We start from the raw sequence: 18,244 nt of genomic DNA on the forward strand, positions 1-18,244 counted from the left end.
TGCCAGACACTACTTTATTAGTTTCTGTAATTCAGTTTCCAAAATTCTTTACACCAAATGGAGATAGCCAAAATGATACTTGGGTTGTAAAAGGTGCCAATCAAACTTTTTATCCGAATGCAAAAATTAATATTTTTAACAGATTTGGAAAATTAGTTGCACAAGAACCTATTGATGGGCAAGGTTGGAATGGAATGTCGCAAGGTAAATTAATGCCTTCTGGAGATTATTGGTTTGATGTTACTTTAACACCTGCAAACATGAATAAACCAACCATTAACAAAAAAGGAAATTTTTCGTTGTTGAGAAAATAAAAAATAAAAATCCTCTTTAAAAAATTTTAAAGAGGATTTTCTATCTAAACTAATTAAACTAAATATTTTAAAATTAAGCCACTTTCGATATTTCTAACTTTACTTTTTTAGCTGTTTCTTTAACTCCAAATTGATTCGATGTGTTTTTTGTTCCCCCAGCTTTTAAAGCTTTATCACCAGTAAAGAAAGTTTTGTGATCATCACCCAAATCAGATCCTGCCATTCTTTGGTGTTTTACACAAGCCACTCCTTTTCTAATTTCTTGTCTTTGTACTCCTTTTACATAAGCCAGCATTCCATCTTCACCAAAATAACCTTCTGTTAATTCGTTCATGTGAAGTGCAGTTGTGTGATAAGTTGGCAAGGTAATTAAGTGATGAAAAATACCTGCTTCTCTTGCCCCATCAATTTGGAACGTTCGAATTTTCTGATCTGCCCTATGACACAATTCAGAACCATCATAATCTGAACTCATTAAATTATTTCTATCATAAAATGTCATATTTTCTCCTTCTGTTAACATTTCATGATACACTTGATTTCTGAAATTCAATGTCCAATTAAATGATGGAGAATTGTTGTAAACCAACTTTGCATTTGGTACAACTTCTTTAATTCTATTTACCATATTTGCAATTTGCTTTACATTTGGAGTTGGCGTTTCTATCCATAATAAATCTGCACCATTTTGCAAACTTGTTATGCAATCTAAAACAACTCTATCAATATTAGAACCTTCTTTAAATTTATACAAACCATTTGCTAATCTAATTGGGCGTAATAATTTACCTCCTCTTTTTAATAAAACATCATCTTCTTTTGCTTCCTTTAAAGTAATTTCTTCTGCGTCTACAAAAGCTAAATATTGCGATGCCAAATCACCTGGCTCTTGACTTACAGGCAACTTTTGAGTTAAACTTGCACCTTCAGAATCTGTTCTAGCAACTATGATTCCATCTTCTACACCCAATTCTAAAAATGCATATCTAATCGCATTTAATTTTGCAATAAAATCTTCATGAGGCACTGTTACTTTTCCATCTTGATGCCCACATTGTTTTGCATCAGAAACCTGATTTTCTATTTGAATAGCACAAGCACCAGCTTGAATCATTTTTTTTGCCAATAAATAAGTTGCTTCTTCATTCCCAAAACCAGCATCTATATCTGCAATAATTGGCACTATATGAGAATCAAAATTATCAATTTTATGTTGCACATCTTCTCCATTTTCCAACCTTCTAAATAAATCATTTAATTCAATTGCATCTGCTTGACGTAAAAAATCATAAATTTCTTCAATTAAAGAAGATACTGCTGTTTTTTCGTGCATAGATTGATCTGGTAAAGGACCAAATTCAGAACGCAAAGCAGCAACCATCCAACCTGATAAGTATAAATATTTTTTGCTAGTAGTTTTGTGATGTTGTTTAACAGCAATCATTTTTTGCTGTGCCACAAAACCATGCCAACAACCTAAAGATTGTGTGTATTTTGTTTTATCTACATCGTATTCTGCCATATCTTTTCTCATAATTGCAGCAGTGTATTTTGCAATGTCTAAACCAGTTTTAAAGCGATTTTGTGCAACCATTCTTGCAGCATTTTCTGAGTTGATTGCACTCCAAGTATTGCCATATTTTTCTTTTAAATTTCTTACAGTTTCTAAAGCTGAACTATAACTACTTTGTGATAAATTTTTCATAATTTTGTCTTTTAATTATTAAGGTTTTGCGATTTTGATAATTACGTCTCGTTAACTATTGCAGTAGTTGCGAGACTTTTTTTATATATGATGGTATGCTGATAAAGTTAAAAATTCTTCAAATTTTTCTGTTAAAACAAGCTCGTCAAATAATTGTATTGCTTTTTCGAATTTGCCATTATCGAACGCATCTTGTCCAACATAATTTTTAATTTTTTCAATCTCTTGATGTTTGAATTTTTCATAATTTTCTGTATTAAAAGTTTCACCATTATTTATTGTTACTTCTTTTTGAAGCCATAACCAAATTTGCGTTCTAGATATTTCTGCTGTTGCAGCATCTTCCATTAAATTATAAATTGCTGCAGCTCCATTACCTCTTAACCAACTTTCTATATATAGGATTCCTACATTAATATTTTTACGAATTCCAACTTCTGTTATCGTTCCTTTTGGTAATTCTACTAAGTCTTTCTCACCAACATTAACATCAAATCTTTTAACATGAATTTGATTTTTTGTCATCATGTAATCATTAAAAACGGTCATTGCAATTGATACCAAATCTGGATGCGCAACCCAAGTTCCATCATGTCCATTTTTAACTTCTTGCTGTTTATCTGTTATTACTTTTTTAAAGGCTAATTCATTCGCCATTTCATCATTTTTAATCGGAATTTGAGCAGCCATTCCACCCATTGCATGTACACCTCTTTTATGACATCTTTGAATAACTTTTAAAGAATACGCTTTCATAAAAGGAGAATTCATCGTTATTTGATCTCTATTTGGCACCATAAAACCTTTATGATTTCTAAATTTTTTGATGAATGAAAATATATAATCCCATCGTCCACAATTCAAACCAGACATATGATTTCTTAACTCGTAAATAATTTCATCTAACTGAAAACTAGCAGTAATAGTCTCTACTAAAACAGTTGCTTTAATAGTGTTTTGAGGTATACTTAAATAATCTTGTGCAAACACAAAAACATCATTCCAAAAACGTGCTTCTAAATAATGCTCCAATTTTGGTAAGTAAAAATAAGTAGCAGAATTTCTAGCTTGTAAAATTTTAATATTGTGAAAAAAGTACAACCCAAAATCTACTATAGAGCCAGACATTTCTTCACCATCAACTACAAAATGTTTTTCATTTAAATGCAAACCTCTAGGTCTTACAAGTAGAGTTGCAACCTCTTCATTTAAATTATATTGTTTGTCTTTTTTAGGATTGTAAAATGATATCGTTCTAAGATTTGCATCTCTTAAATTAATTTGCCCTTCTAAATTATTTTGAATGCTAGGAGAATTACTATCCTCAAAATCTGCCATGAAAGTTTTCGCTCCAGAATTTAAGGCATTGATAACCATTTTACGATCCACAGGACCAGTAATTTCCACTCTTCTATCTAATAAATCTTCTGGTAATGGGGCACAAACCCAATCAGATTCCCTAATATTTTTTGTTTCTTCTGGAAACGATGGATAATTACCCGCATCAAAAAAAGCTTGTTCAACTTCTCTTTCCTCTAATAATTTTAATCGTCTATTATTAAATTTAGTGTGCAATTCTAACAAAAAAATCTGTGCTTCGTTTGTTAAAATTTCTTCATAATTCTCAATTTCGAATCCATCAAATCTAATTTCTGAGGTTATTATACTTTCTTCCATAATTAAAAATATTAATTTATTACACTGCAATGATATAAATAAAATTTGAACTCCACAAGCGAACGTTCGCTAAATTTAATAAATTTTATTTTTTTATATATTCGCTTAATAATAGTACCTTTGATTTATGAGTTTAGAAGACGAGTATATTCGTATAATTTTCGGATTAAAATTGAAACAAATAAGAACAGAAAGAAATCTTTCTTTATTTGGTTTGGCAAAATTATCAGGCTTATCTAAATCGTATTTAAACGAAATAGAAAAGGGAAAAAAATACCCTAAAACAGATAAAATTTTATTGTTATCTGAAAGTTTGGATGTGCCTTATGATCATTTAGTCTCCTTAAAACTAGATAAAAACCTAGCTCCAATTGGTGAAATTTTACAATCAAAAATTTTAAAAGAAATTCCTTTAGAATTATTTGGCATTAAAGAAAACAACTTAATAGACATCGTTGCAAATGCTCCTGCAAAAGTAAATGCGTTTATAAGCACTATTATTAAAATTGCCCAAAACTATAATTTAAGTAGAGAAAGTTTTTTTTTAGCCTCTTTGCGCTCCTACCAAGAAGCGCACAATAATTATTTCGAAGAAATTGAAAATGATGTAGAAAAGTTTGCAAAAGCATATCATATTGATTTATCGAAGAGAATAACCTCGATAGATTTAGAGGAAATTTTAATAGAAGAATTTGGCTACAAAATTAACATGGATGAAATTGAAAAGCACAAAAACTTAGATGAATTAAGAAACATTTTTATACCGTCAAAAAATATTTTATTAATTGATAAAAACATTTCTGAAGCTCAAAAAACATTTATCTATGCAAAAGAAATAGCCTATAATTTTTTAAATATTGATGATCGTTTGTACACTTTTCCTTGGATAAAATTTGATAGTTTTGACCAAGTTTTAAATAATTTTATTGCTTCATATTTTGCAGGTGCTTTAATCATCCCAAGAAAAAACTTAACAGAAAAATTGACAAATTTATTTTCTTTAGAAGAATGGAAGCCTTTAAAGTTACATCAAATAATTAAACATTTTAATTGTTCTCAAGAAACATTTTACCAACGTTTAACGAATATTTTACCCAAATTTTTTAATATTAAAAATTTATTTTTCTTAAGATTTACCCATCAAGAAGGTTCTCCAGAATTTAGACTTAATAAAGAGCTACATATTACGCAACAGCAAACACCACATGCCAACAGAAAAAATGAACATTATTGCAGACGATGGATTTCTATTAAAACCATTCAAGATTTAGAAAAAACTGATAAATCTAGACCAACTTTTGGCATTCAAATTTCTTCTTATGTAAATCAAAAGAACGAATATTTAGTGCTTTCTTCGGCTACTCAAGATCCCTTTAAGAAAGACATTAGCAGAAGCGTTAGTATTGGTATGTTGCTTTCTCCCCATTTAAAAAGTAAAATTAATTTTTTAAATGAAGACACTTTTCCAAAGAAATTGGTAGGTGTTACCTGCGAAACCTGTGCAGTAGAAAATTGTAAAGAAAGAGCTGCAAATGCTACAAGCTTACAGAAAAAAAATAAATATAATGATATTGCAAAAACCGTTGACAATATTATCAAATCATACAGTTAAAATTAGTGTTTTATAATAATAAAATAGCGAAAATTTATGGATATCAACTTCAATAAAAACGAAGATTACAACAAACTTTTAGTTTCAGATTTACGCAGAAAATTTGCAAAAGTAAAATTAGGTGGAGGTCAAAAAAGAATTGACAAACACCATGCAAATGGCAAAATGACAGCTAGAGAAAGAATCGATTATTTATTAGACGATAATTCAAAATCTATAGAAATTGGAGCTTTTGCTGGCGAAGACATGTATGCAGAACATGGAGGTTGTCCTTCAGGAGGTGTGGTTGTAAAAATTGGTTACATTAAAGACAAGCAATGTATTGTTGTTGCAAATGATGCTACTGTAAAAGCGGGTGCTTGGTTTCCAATCACTGGAAAAAAGAATTTACGTGCTCAAGAAATATCCATAGAAAATAAATTACCTATAATCTATCTAGTAGATTCTGCAGGCGTTTATTTACCAATGCAAGATGAAATTTTTCCAGATAAAGAACATTTTGGACGCATTTTTAGAAACAATGCAGTAATGAGTTCTATGGGAATTACTCAAATTTCTGCTGTAATGGGTAGCTGTGTTGCTGGTGGAGCTTATCTTCCAATTATGAGTGATGAAGCTCTAATTGTAGATAAAACTGCAAGTATTTTTTTAGCAGGAAGTTATTTGGTAAAAGCTGCAATTGGCGAATCTATTGACAATGAAACTTTAGGCGGAGCAACTACGCATTGCGAAGTTTCTGGGGTTACAGATTACAAAGCAAAAGACGATAAAGATGCTTTAGATAAAATAAGATTTATTGTTGATAAAATTGGTGACTATGATAAAGCTGGTTTTAGCAAAACTGAATCTTTTGAGCCAAAAGAAAATCAAGATGATATTTTTGGAATTCTACCAAGAGAAAGAAATGCTCAATATGATATGTTAGAAATCATAAAACGCTTGGTAGACAAATCTGAATTTGAGCAATATAAACAAGGTTATGGACAAACCATATTAACTGGTTATGCCAGAATTGATGGTTGGGCAGTTGGTATTGTAGCCAATCAGAGAAAATTAGTAAAAACAACTTCCTCAAAAACAAAGCCAACAGAAATGCAATTTGGTGGTGTTATTTATAACGATTCTGCTGATAAAGCCACACGTTTTATTGCCAATTGCAATCAGAAAAAAATACCATTAGTTTTTTTACAAGACGTTACTGGTTTTATGGTTGGCTCAAAATCTGAACATGGAGGAATTATTAAAGATGGTGCTAAAATGGTAAATGCTGTGAGCAATTCTGTCGTTCCAAAATTTACAATTGTTATAGGTAATTCTTATGGTGCAGGAAATTATGCCATGTGTGGTAAAGCTTACGACCCAAGATTAATTGTTGCTTGGCCAAGTGCAGAACTAGCTGTAATGAGTGGGAATTCTGCTGCAAAAGTTTTACTGCAAATAGAAACTGCATCACTTAAAAAGAAAGGCGAAGAAATTACTCCAGAAAAAGAAGCTGAACTTTTTGACAAAATAAAATCACGTTATGACAGGCAGATTTCTCCTTATTATGCTGCAGCAAGAATTTGGACAGATGCTGTCATCAATCCATTAGAAACCAGAACTTGGATTTCTATGGGAATTGAAGCTGCAAACCACGCACCAATTGAAAAGAAATTCAATATGGGGGTTTTACAGGTTTAATAAATAGCACTTATATTTCAATAAACAATTAATGACTAATATCACAATTAGTCATTTTTTTATATCTTATTTTTGCACTAAACTTCTAAAAATGAGTAAATCAATTTTTGTAACTACCATAGAACCTAACAGTGGTAAATCTTTAATTTCACTAGGTATTTTAAGAATGATGTTAAATCAATCTTCTAAAGTAGGTTATTTTAGACCTATTATTAATAAAGGCGAAAATAATCAATTTGATAATCATACAAATACAGCTATCAATTTTTTTAATTTAGACATTAAGTATGAAGATTGCTATGCTTTTGAGCAACATGATGTTGTAGAATTGTTAAGCCAAGGTAAAACTGACGATGTAATTCATGCAATCATCAAAAAATACAAAAATTTAGAATCATATTACGATTACGTATTAATTGAAGGTACCGATTTTTCTGGTGAAGGAGGTTTTACAGAATTAGATGTAAACCTTATGATTGCTAAAAATTTAGGTGTTCCAGTATTAATTGTAGGTGCAGGAAATGACAAAAAAAAGAAAGATTTTATTAATGTAATGCAACTTACCTACAAATCTTTTGTACAAAAAGAGGTAGACGTTATTGGTGTTATTGCCAACAAAACCGAAGTTGATGAAATGGAATTCATTACCAAAGAATTACGAAAAGTAATTCCAAAAGAAGTTCATATTGATGTTGTTCCTAAAGTTAATTTTTTAGCATACCCAACTGTAAAAGAGGTAGTTGAAGAATTAAATGGCAAAATTCTTTTTGGTGAACAATTTTTAGACAATGCCATAGGCAGCTACAGCACAGGTGCAATGCAATTGCGAAATTATCTAACTTATATTAAAGAAAATGCACTTGTAATTACACCTGGAGACAGAGCAGATATTATTTTGGGCGCTTTGCAAGCAAATGAATCTAGTAATTATCCAAAAATTTCTGGAATTATTTTAACAGGAAATTTAATTCCAGAAGAATCTATTTTAAAATTGATTGAAGGTGTACAATCTACTGTTCCTATAATTACAGTTGATGGTGGAACTTTTGGAGTATCTAATAAAATTGGTGCTGTAAAACCTAAAATTTACGCATCCAACACCAAAAAAATTGTTCTGGCATTAGATACTTTTGATAAATATGTAAACGCAACTGCACTTACAGCCATTTTATCAAGTTTTAATTCAGAGAAATTAACGCCAAGTATGTTTCAATATAATTTGCTGCAAAAAGCAAAATTGAGCAGAAAACACATTGTTTTACCAGAAGGAAATGACGAACGAATTTTAGAAGCTGCTGCTCGCTTGCAATTGTTAGACATTGTCGATTTAACCATTTTAGGCGATAAAAAAGAAATACAATCAAAATGTAATCAATTAGGTTTGCAAATCGATTTAGAGAAAATAAACGTCTTAAATCCTGAAGATTCTGTTTACAATAACGATTTTGGAAAAACCCTTTTTGAAGCCAGAAAACACAAAGGAATGACAGAAACCACAGCTTTAGATTTAACTAGAGACGTTTCATATTATGGTACTTTAATGATTTTAAATGGTTTAGCAGATGGTATGGTTTCTGGAGCAATTCATACAACCATGCACACTATAAAACCAGCTTTGCAAATTATTAAAACAAAACCTGGTGTTTCTGTAGTTTCATCAGTATTTTTTATGTGTTTATCAGACAGAGTTTCTGTGATGGGAGATTGTGCAGTAAATCCAAATCCAAATGCAGAACAATTAGCAGAAATTGCAATATCATCAGCAGCATCTGCAGAAGCTTTTGGAATTAAAGCAAAAGTGGCCATGCTTTCTTATTCTTCTGGAAGTTCAGGAATTGGAGAAGAAGTAGAAAAAGTAAGAAAAGCAACAGAAATTGCAAAAAGCATCAATCCAGATTTGTTAATAGAAGGCCCAATACAATATGATGCTGCAGTAGATATGTCTGTTGCCAAAACTAAAATGCCAAATTCTAAAGTTGCAGGTCAAGCATCTGTATTAATTTTTCCTGATTTAAATACAGGTAATAATACTTACAAAGCCATACAAAGAGAAACAGGAGCTTTGGCAATTGGTCCAATGCTGCAAGGATTAAACAAACCAGTGAATGACTTAAGCAGAGGCTGCACAGTAGATGATATTTTTAACACAGTTTTACTAACCGCAATTCAAGCAAATCAAGATTAATTATGAATATTTTAGTTTTAAATGCGGGCTCATCATCTTTAAAATATCAAGTGATAGAAATGCCATCAGAAAATGTTAAATGTGTTGGTTTGGTGGAAAGAATTGGTATGGAAGATGCCATTTTTACGCATGAAAAAAATGAGGATAAACATTCAGAAATTTTATCAATTTTAAGCCACGAATCAGGTTTAAAAAAAGTTGCAGAAACTTTACTAGACTCTAAAATTGGAGTTGTAAAATCTGTTGATGAAATTGAAGCAGTAGGTCATAGAGTAGTTCATGGAGGAAGTAAATTTGCAGCACCAACCATTGTTAATCAAGAAGTTAAAGATAGTATTCGTGATTTATTCGATTTAGCTCCACTGCACAATCCTGCAAATTTAACAGGCATAGAAATTGCAGAAACTATTTTTACCTCTGCAAAACAAATTGCCATTTTCGATACTGCTTTTCATCAAACAATGCCAAAAGAAGCATATCAATATGCAATTAAAAATGAGTATTTAAATGATTATCATATTAGAGCTTATGGATTTCATGGCACAAGTCATAAATACGTTTCAGAAAAAGCAATCGAATATTTAGGAAAAGAAAATTCGAAAAACATCATTACAATTCATTTAGGAAATGGCTGTAGCATGTCTGCCATTAAAAATGGAAAAAGTATAGAAAACTCATTAGGTTTTGGCCCTATGAATGGTTTGGTAATGGGAACTAGATGTGGAGATATAGATCAATCTGTTATTTTCTATTTGATGAAAAAATTAGGAAAAACTGCAGATGAAGTATCTACTCTACTAAACAAAGATTCTGGAATGCAAGGTTTAACTGGCTTTTCTGATTTACGTGAAATTTCTGAAAAAGCAGAAAATGGAAATGCAGACTGCAAAAATGCGTTAGATTTAGCCGCTTATCGAATTAAAAAATATATTGGTTTTTATGCAACCATTTTAAATGGTTTGGATGCTATTATTTTTACAGCGGGCATTGGAGAAAACTCTTATCTAATGAGAGAATTAGCTTGTGAAAATTTAGATTTTTTAGGCATCCATTTAGATGATGATAAAAATAAAATTCGCTCTAAACAGCTAAGAGAAATTCAAACTGAAACATCTAAAGTTAAAATTTTAGTGATTCCAACAAACGAAGAAATTGAAATTGCCAAACAAACATATCAACTTTTAATCTAAAATACGAATAACAAAAATTTGTAAAACAAGCATCTAATTTTTTACATTTGCAGGTATTTTAAACTAAACAATCATTAGAAATGGGAAGAGCATTTGAGTTTCGAAAAGCAAGGAAAATGAAACGTTGGTCTGCAATGGCTAAAACCTTTACCAGAATTGGGAAAGACATTGTAATGGCTGTAAAAGAAGGAGGACCAAATGCAGAAACAAACTCGCGTTTAAGAGCGGTTATTCAGAATGCGAAGGCTGCAAATATGCCTAAAGATACTATTGATCGTGCAATAAAAAAGGCATCAGACAAAGATACTGCCAATTATAAAGAAACCATTTTTGAAGGGTATGCACCTCATGGAATTGCATTAATCGTAGAAACTGCAACAGATAATAACAACAGAACTGTTGCCAATGTTAGAGCTTCTTTTAACAAATGTGATGGAAATTTAGGAACCTCTGGTTCTGTAGTTTTTATGTTCGATCATACCTGTAATTTTACAATCAAAAAAGAAGACGTTTCTATTGAATTGGAAGAACTAGAATTAGAGTTGATAGATTTTGAAGTAGAAGAAGTTTTTAACGATGAGGAAGGTTTAATTATTTATGCTCCTTTTGAGCAATTTGGTGCGCTACAAAATTATTTTGAAGCAAATAATATTGAAATTTTATCTTCTGGTTTCGAAAGAATTCCGACAACTACCACAAAATTAAATGAAGAACAAAAAGCAGACGTTGAAAAATTATTAGAACGTTTAGATGAAGATGATGATGTGCAAAACGTGTATCATTCTATGGAAGAAGAATAAAATATCTCATCATAAAATAATAGCTTAAATAAAAAACGCTTGGAATTTCCAAGCGTTTTAAAATTTATATCTTTTTTTAAAAGTCAGCATTAACATCCCAAGCTTCTAAAATTTCTTTAAGAGTGCTAATAAACATTCCTCCTAAAGCACCATTTACAACTCTGTGATCGTAAGAATGAGAAACAAACATTCTTTGTCTGATTCCAATAAAATCTCCATCAGGTGTTTCGATAACAGCAGGTACTTTTCTTATAGCTCCTAAAGCTAAAATTGCTACTTGTGGTTGATTTATAATTGGTGTGCCCATTACAGAACCAAAACTACCCACGTTTGTAACTGTGTACGTTCCACCTTGAATTTCGTCTGGTTTTAAAGCGTTATTTCTTGCTCTGTTTGCTAAATCGTTTACAGATTTTGTCATTCCAACCAAATTCAACTGATCTGCATTTTTAATTACAGGTACAATTAAATTTCCATCTGGTAAAGCTGCAGCCATTCCTAAATTTATATTTTTCTTTTTAATGATTTTATCACCATCTAAAGCAATATTAATCATTGGATACTTTTTAATTGTTGTTGCAATTGCTTGCATTAAAATAGGTGTAAAAGTTAGCTTTTCACCTTCTCTTTTTAAGAAGGCATCTTTTACTTTATCTCTCCATTTTACAATATTTGTAACATCTATTTCTATAAAAGATTGCACGTGTGCAGAAGTCTGAACAGAATCTACCATGTGTTTGGCAATCAATTTACCCATTCTAGACATTTCTATAATTTCATCTCCTCCATTTACAGAAACTGGAGCTGCTTTTGCCACCGGTTTTTCAGTTGGTTTTGGTGATTCAATTTTAGCAGATTCTACTTTTGGCAGTGAAGATTTTCCTTTATTTTGTACGTAAGATAAAATATCATCTTTGGTAACTCTATTATCTTTTCCTGTACCAACAATAGTTTCTAATTCTTCCATAGAAACTCCCTCTGTTTGCGCAATATTTCGAACTAAAGGCGAGTAAAATTTACCAGAATCTGAATTTTTAGCAATTGGAGTAGAAACAATTTCTACTGCTTTTTCTATTGTTTTTTCTACTTCAGTAACTTGAGGCTGTTCTACTTGAGATTTCTCAACTTTGTTCGCAATAATAGCCGAAGTTGAATCTGATCCTTCAGTTTCTATAATAGCAATGGTTTCTCCAACACCGACAACTGCATCTTTTTCGAATAAAATTTCAACTAAAGTACCTTCTACTTCACTTGGCACCTCAGAATCTACTTTGTCTGTTGCAATTTCTACAACAGCTTCATCTAATTCTATGGTATCTCCAACTTCTTTTAACCAAGAAGTAATGGTTGCTTCTGCAACACTCTCTCCCATTTTTGGTAACTTTAATTCAAATCTTGCCATTACTTCCTAAATTTTAAGATTGCAAAAATACAAAAAAGGCTTGATTTTTTTTAAAATATATTTTAAAATATTATAATTTTTAAAGTAAATATTTACACTATTAATAATAAATTAAGTTTTAGGTATATTTAATTTACGAAATCTATAATAAAATAAGTATTTATTCGCAGATAGCTAAATTAAATCCAATCTTTAGGGCGTTTTAAAACCTCTACCAATCTCTTTTCTTCAGAATTTTCTTTTGGCTGATGGTTGTATTTCCACTGAACAATTGGTGGCAAACTCATTAATATACTTTCGATTCTTCCATTTGTTTTTAAGCCGAATAAAGTTCCTCTGTCATGCACCAAATTGAATTCTACATACCTACCTCTTCTAATTTCTTGCCAATCTTTGTGTTCTTTGGTGAATGGAATTTCTTTTCTTTTTTGAACAATAGGAACATAACTATCTAGAAAACTATTACCAACTTCTGTTACAAAATTGAATCTATCTTCTATAGAAAATTCATCGTTTTCTTTTAAATAATCGAAGAATAAACCTCCAATTCCACGCGCTTCGTTTCTGTGTGAATTCCAAAAATATTCATCACAGGTTTTTTTAAACTTCGGATAAAATTCTGAATGGTGTTTGTCACAAGCCGATTTACAAACTGTATGAAAATGAGTTGCATCCTCATCAAATAAATAATAAGGAGTTAAATCTTGACCACCACCAAACCATTGGGTGACAATGTTTCCTTTCTCATCATACATTTCAAAATAGCGCCAATTTGCGTGAACTGTTGGTACAAAAGGATTTTTTGGATGCAAAACCAAACTCAATCCACAAGCAAAAAAATTACCTTCTTTAACTTTAAATTGATTTCTTAAAACTTCAGGTAACTCTCCATAAACCGCAGAAATATTGACACCTCCTTTTTCAAAAATATCTCCATTTTCTATGACTCTGGTTCTACCTCCTCCACCTTCTTTTCTAGACCAAAGATCTTGTTTAAATTTAGCTTTACCGTCAATTTCTTCTAATTTAGAAGTTATTGAATCTTGCAAATTTTCTATGTATTTGTAAAATTTATTTTTCATAAACCACCTCATGTTTATTATGCATCAATTGAACCGTTTTTTTAGAAGCTGCAGTTACAGAAAGTGGTAAAACTATAATAATTCCGATTATCGGAATTAACAAAAACAGCATAAAAACAATTCCATTTCCAATAGCATATCCTTTATTTCTTTTTACAAAATTGACGCTTTCTTTATAATTTAAGTGGCGTTCTAAAGTATAATCCATATTTCCAAAACCTGCATAATATGCTTGTACTATAAATAGTAAAATAGTAGAAAATATGTTTACAATGGGTATGAATTTTAAAATCAGAATAGGAATTGTAAAAAGTAATTCTTTAAAAAGATTTCTAAGATTAATTGCAATTCCTCTAAGTAATTGTTCTGTAATGCTTGTTTTTCTATGCAAATGTTTTAAATCTCCATAATAATGTTGCTCAATTTTTTCTGATACAGGACTCATAAATGGCGCAGATAATGCCATAATTATATGTTTATATAAAATTAAGCCAATAACCAAGACAATTACACCACCAACAAAATTACTAATGGCTATAAAACCTTCTTTGCCCCAATCCCAAATCCATATTTTTGAAATATAAGCACCAATATTATCCGATAACACATAGACTTCTACACCTATTAAAATGGCGGTTACAACACTTATTAAAATAGGAATTATAAAATATTTCCATAATTTTAATTTTGAAATAAGCGCAAATGCACCAGTGTATTCTTTGATTCCTAAAATGATGTTTTTAATCATTATCCTTTACTTAATCCTTTCCAAAGGAAAGGAAACTCATACTTAAAACCAAAAGTTTTTCTTCCCTTTGGGAAGATTAAGATGGGCTTTTATACTCTTTTACAGCATCTACAAATGCCTTTGCATTTTCTAAAGGAATATTTGGTAAAATTCCATGTCCTAAATTTACAATATATCTATCTTTCCCAAACTCGTTAATCATTTGAGTAACCATTTTTTTAATTTCTTTTGGAGATGAAAACAATCTGGAAGGATCGAAATTACCTTGTAAAGTAATTCTACCTCCTGATAAGTAACGTGCATTTCTGGCAGAACAAGTCCAATCTACACCTAAGGCAGAAGCTCCAGATTTAGACATTTCATTCAATGCAAACCAACAACCTTTTCCAAAAGCAATTACAGGAATACTGTCTTTTAAAGCATCTATAATTTGCTGCATATATTGCCATGAAAATTCTTGATAATCTACTGGAGACAACATGCCTCCCCAAGAATCAAAAACCTGCACTGCATCTACTCCAGCTGCTATTTTTGCTTTTAAATAAGCAATTGTTGTATCTGTAATTTTTTGTAATAAGGAGTGTGCAACCACAGGATTTGTGAAACACAATTCTTTAGCTTTATCGAAGTTTTTGGAACCTTGACCTTGCACACAATAACATAAAATTGTCCAAGGTGATCCTGCAAAACCAATTAAAGGAACTTCGTTATTTAATTTTTCTTTGGTTGCCTTAATTGCATCCATCACATACCCTAAAGTATCTTGAATATCTGGAATAATTACAGAATCTAAATCTTTTTGAGAACGAATAGGATTTGGTAAATAAGGCCCGAAATTTGGTTTCATTTCCACATGAATATTCATGGCTTGTGGAATTACCAAAATATCTGAAAATAAAATTGCAGCATCCATTCCATATCTTCTGATCGGTTGCACTGTGATTTCTGATGCTAATTCTGGAGTTTGACAACGCGTAAAAAAATCGTATTTCTTTTTTATTTCTTGAAATTCTGGTAAATATCTTCCAGCTTGTCTCATCATCCAAACTGGTGGTCTGTCTACTGTTTCTCCTTTTAATGCTCTTAAAAATAAATCGTTTTTAATCATAATTTAAACGCAAAGGCGCTAAGTTTTTTCGCAGAGTAAGCAAAGGTTTTATGAAAATTTCTTTGCGCACTTTGCGCTTACCTTTGATTCTTTACGGTTAATTCTACAAATTATTTACTACTCTTTTAATTCCATGTTTTATTAAAGCAACATTAAAATTAATCAATAAACCTAACTTACATTCTGATAACTTCAGGTAAGTTAAAACCTGCGCTAAATGAACATCGTTTATCATTTCCACAGATTTCAATTCAACAATTACTTTATCTTCAACAATTAAGTCTATTCTATAACCTACATTCAATTTTACTTCTTCATAGATTAAAGGCAATGCTTTTTGTTTTTCTACTTTTAAATTTCTTTTACCAATTTCATAAAACAAACACTCGTCATAAGAACTTTCTAAAAGACCTGGCCCTAAAGCTCTGTGAACTTTTAAAGCACAGTCGACTATAATTTTAGAAATTTCGTTTTCAGTCATTTTGTTTGTTTAAACGCAAAGGCGCAAAGATTTTTCGCAAAGGTCGCAAAGTAAATCTCACTTTAAAAAAACTCTGCGCTCTTTGCGCTTTCCTTTGTGTCTTTGCGTTTCTTTTTATTTACATTTTACTCACAGCTAACATCCCTTTATCAACTGCAATTGCTATTATTTTAATATCCTTGTCTGAAATTGCAGAGTTTAAAAACCAAGCTTCAAACTGACTTGGAGGTAAAAACACGCCGTTTTTAATCATTTCCCAAAAGAAAACTGCGAATTTTTTGGTATCTGATGTTTGTGCTTTTTCAAAGTTTGTTACCTCTACATTTGTAAAGAAAGGATTCATCATAGAACCAAATCTATTTACAACTAAATCTACATTGTATTTTTTAGCAGTTTCTAATAAAATAACTTCTAAAATAGCACCAATTTCTTCGAATTTTTTATAAGGATTTTGTCTCTTTAATTCTGTTAAAGTTGATATTCCTCCTGCCATTGCAATTGGATTTCCAGACAAAGTTCCTGCTTGATACATACCTCCTAAAGGTGCAACTTCTTGCATAATTTCGTTTCTTGCTCCATAAGCTCCCACAGGAAAACCTCCACCAATTACTTTTCCTAAACAAGTAATATCTGCAGTAACTCCCAATAATTCCTGAGCACCACCAAATTTGGAACGGAAACCTGTCATTACTTCATCCGCAATTAACAAGGCGTTTTTTGATTCTAAATAATTTTTTAATTCTACTAAAAATCCATTTTGAGGAATAGCCACTCCCATATTTCCACAAATAGGTTCGATAATTACAGCTGCAATATCATCATGATTTTCGAAATGTTTTTTTACACTTTCTAAATTGTTGTATTCAGCAATCAATGTGTTTTTTACAGCTCCTTCTGGAACTCCTTTACTTCCTGGCATACTTAACGTTGCCAAACCAGAACCTGCTGCAACCAACAAAGAATCTTGATGACCATGATAACAACCAGAAAATTTTATGATTTTATCTTTCCCTGTAAATGCTCTTGCCAAACGAACTGCACTTAAAACAGCTTCTGTTCCTGAATTTACAAAACGTACTTTATCCATTCCTGGAAAAGCATCACAAACAATTTTAGCTAATTTTATTTCTGCTTCTGTAGATGCTCCAAAAGAATATCCTTTTTTCAAGGCTTTTTTAGCTGCTTTTTCTACTTTTTTATGTCTGTGCCCTAAAATCATTGGTCCATAAGAAACGACTAAATCTACATATTCATTTCCATCAACATCTATGATTTTACTTCCTTTTGCTTTTTTGATAAACAACGGATTTCCACCTACAGAAGTAAATGCTCTTACTGGAGAATTTACTGCTCCAACAAGGTTTACCAATCCTTTTTCGTATAATTTTTGTGATTTTTTGAATTTCATTATTTTAGCTTTTGGCTTTTGGCTTTTGGCTATTTGCAAAATGCTAACAACTAAAAGCAAAAGGCTATTTTTTTAATAATACTCTTGCTGCTTCCTTTGCAAAATAAGTGATAATAATATCTGCTCCTGCTCTTTTCATAGAGAGTAAACTTTCCATCATTACTTTTTCGCCATCAATCCAACCTTTTTCTGCTGCTGCTTTTACCATGGCATATTCTCCACTTACGTTATAACAAGCAATTGGTCTATCAAAATTATTTTTTAAATCTCTAATGATATCTAAATAAGACAAAGCTGGTTTTACCATTAAAATATCTGCTCCTTCTTGATCATCAAAAGTTGCTTCACGCATTCCTTCATCTCTGTTTGATGGATCCATTTGATACGTTCTTCTATCTCCAAAGGTAGGTGCAGAATCTGCTGCATCTCTAAAAGGGCCATAAAATGCGGATGCATATTTTACAGAATATGCCATAATTGGCAAGTTTACAAAACCTGTATTGTCTAAAGACTGGCGAATCATATCAATCGTTCCATCCATCATTCCTGAAGGTGCAACCATATCTACTCCTGCTTTAGCATGCGATATTACTTGTTTGGCAATATTTACTAAAGTTGCATCATTATCAACATCATTATCATGAATAATTCCACAATGTCCATGAGAAGTATATTCGCAAAAACAAACATCTGTAATTACATATAAGCTTGGATAATTCTTCTTGATAAAGCGAATTGCTTTTTGAATAATTCCATTATCGTTCCAAGTTTCTGTTCCTTCTTCATCTTTGGTTGCAGGAATTCCGAATAATAAAACTGCTGGTATTTTTAAGGCAACAAGCTCATCTAATT

The 18,244-nt window shown here is 31.1% G+C and carries 15 protein-coding genes; 6 read left to right on the forward strand and 9 right to left on the reverse strand.

Annotation, left to right across the window (positions count from 1 at the left end; all coding sequences use genetic code 11):
* On the forward strand, nt 1-314 hold a 314-nt coding region (locus WAO74_RS14000; RefSeq protein ID WP_422162892.1), incomplete at its 5' end, for a T9SS type B sorting domain-containing protein.
* A 73-nt stretch (nt 315-387) separates the two neighbouring features.
* Here WAO74_RS14000 and WAO74_RS14005 read toward each other — a convergent pair.
* Both WAO74_RS14005 and aceB read right to left on the reverse strand, forming a co-directional pair.
* Nucleotides 388-2,019: an isocitrate lyase gene (locus WAO74_RS14005; protein ID WP_422162893.1), complete on the reverse strand. Its 1,632-nt coding sequence runs from the start codon at nt 2,017-2,019 to the stop codon at nt 388-390.
* A gap of 81 nt (nt 2,020-2,100) precedes the next feature.
* Complete coding sequence (aceB, locus tag WAO74_RS14010) at nt 2,101-3,696, reverse strand: malate synthase A (RefSeq protein WP_422162894.1); 1,596 nt, start codon at nt 3,694-3,696, stop codon at nt 2,101-2,103.
* Between the two features lie 127 nt (nt 3,697-3,823).
* Between aceB and WAO74_RS14015 the strand changes: the two genes are divergently transcribed.
* From WAO74_RS14015 to WAO74_RS14035, 5 genes are all read left to right on the forward strand, one after another.
* A complete protein-coding gene (locus WAO74_RS14015) occupies nt 3,824-5,308 on the forward strand; it encodes a helix-turn-helix domain-containing protein (RefSeq protein WP_422162895.1) in 1,485 nt (494 codons plus the stop codon).
* 36 nt (nt 5,309-5,344) lie between these two features.
* The gene (locus WAO74_RS14020; protein ID WP_422162896.1) at nt 5,345-6,988 is read left to right on the forward strand and encodes an acyl-CoA carboxylase subunit beta; all 1,644 of its coding nucleotides are present in this window, start codon (nt 5,345-5,347) and stop codon (nt 6,986-6,988) included.
* Nucleotides 6,989-7,079: 91 nt separating this feature from the next.
* Nucleotides 7,080-9,173 carry a phosphate acetyltransferase gene (gene pta / locus WAO74_RS14025; RefSeq protein ID WP_422162897.1) on the forward strand — a complete coding sequence of 698 codons (2,094 nt, stop codon included), beginning with the start codon at nt 7,080-7,082 and terminating at the stop codon, nt 9,171-9,173.
* Between the two features lie 2 nt (nt 9,174-9,175).
* Nucleotides 9,176-10,363, forward strand: a complete 1,188-nt coding sequence (locus tag WAO74_RS14030; protein ID WP_422162898.1) for an acetate/propionate family kinase — start codon at nt 9,176-9,178, stop codon at nt 10,361-10,363.
* Between the two features lie 80 nt (nt 10,364-10,443).
* A complete protein-coding gene (locus WAO74_RS14035) occupies nt 10,444-11,163 on the forward strand; it encodes a YebC/PmpR family DNA-binding transcriptional regulator (RefSeq protein WP_422162899.1) in 720 nt (239 codons plus the stop codon).
* Between the two features lie 76 nt (nt 11,164-11,239).
* On the opposite strand, the gene WAO74_RS14040 is transcribed toward WAO74_RS14035, so the two are convergent.
* The 7 genes from WAO74_RS14040 to hemB all read right to left on the reverse strand — a co-directional run.
* Nucleotides 11,240-12,565 (reverse strand): dihydrolipoamide acetyltransferase family protein, encoded by a 1,326-nt coding sequence (locus WAO74_RS14040; protein WP_422162900.1) that lies wholly within the window; start codon nt 12,563-12,565, stop codon nt 11,240-11,242.
* Nucleotides 12,566-12,744: 179 nt separating this feature from the next.
* Nucleotides 12,745-13,647: an oxygen-dependent coproporphyrinogen oxidase gene (gene hemF, locus WAO74_RS14045; RefSeq protein ID WP_422162901.1), complete on the reverse strand. Its 903-nt coding sequence runs from the start codon at nt 13,645-13,647 to the stop codon at nt 12,745-12,747.
* Entirely contained in the window at nt 13,637-14,395 is a 759-nt protein-coding gene (locus tag WAO74_RS14050; RefSeq protein WP_422162902.1) for an EI24 domain-containing protein, read from the reverse strand. Before WAO74_RS14050 ends, hemF begins: the two co-directional genes overlap by 11 nt.
* A gap of 76 nt (nt 14,396-14,471) precedes the next feature.
* The gene (gene hemE, locus WAO74_RS14055) at nt 14,472-15,503 is read right to left on the reverse strand and encodes a uroporphyrinogen decarboxylase (protein ID WP_422162903.1); all 1,032 of its coding nucleotides are present in this window, start codon (nt 15,501-15,503) and stop codon (nt 14,472-14,474) included.
* 103 nt (nt 15,504-15,606) lie between these two features.
* On the reverse strand, nt 15,607-15,984 hold the full coding sequence (locus tag WAO74_RS14060; protein ID WP_422162904.1) for a GxxExxY protein: 378 nt from the start codon (nt 15,982-15,984) through the stop codon (nt 15,607-15,609).
* 118 nt (nt 15,985-16,102) lie between these two features.
* Nucleotides 16,103-17,392, reverse strand: a complete 1,290-nt coding sequence (hemL, locus tag WAO74_RS14065; RefSeq protein WP_422162905.1) for a glutamate-1-semialdehyde 2,1-aminomutase — start codon at nt 17,390-17,392, stop codon at nt 16,103-16,105.
* A 64-nt stretch (nt 17,393-17,456) separates the two neighbouring features.
* A partial coding sequence (gene hemB, locus WAO74_RS14070) for a porphobilinogen synthase (protein WP_422162906.1) occupies nt 17,457-18,244 on the reverse strand: 788 nt, incomplete at its 5' end.

The organism is Polaribacter sp., from assembly GCF_049276715.1.
GTDB lineage: Bacteria > Bacteroidota > Bacteroidia > Flavobacteriales > Flavobacteriaceae > Polaribacter.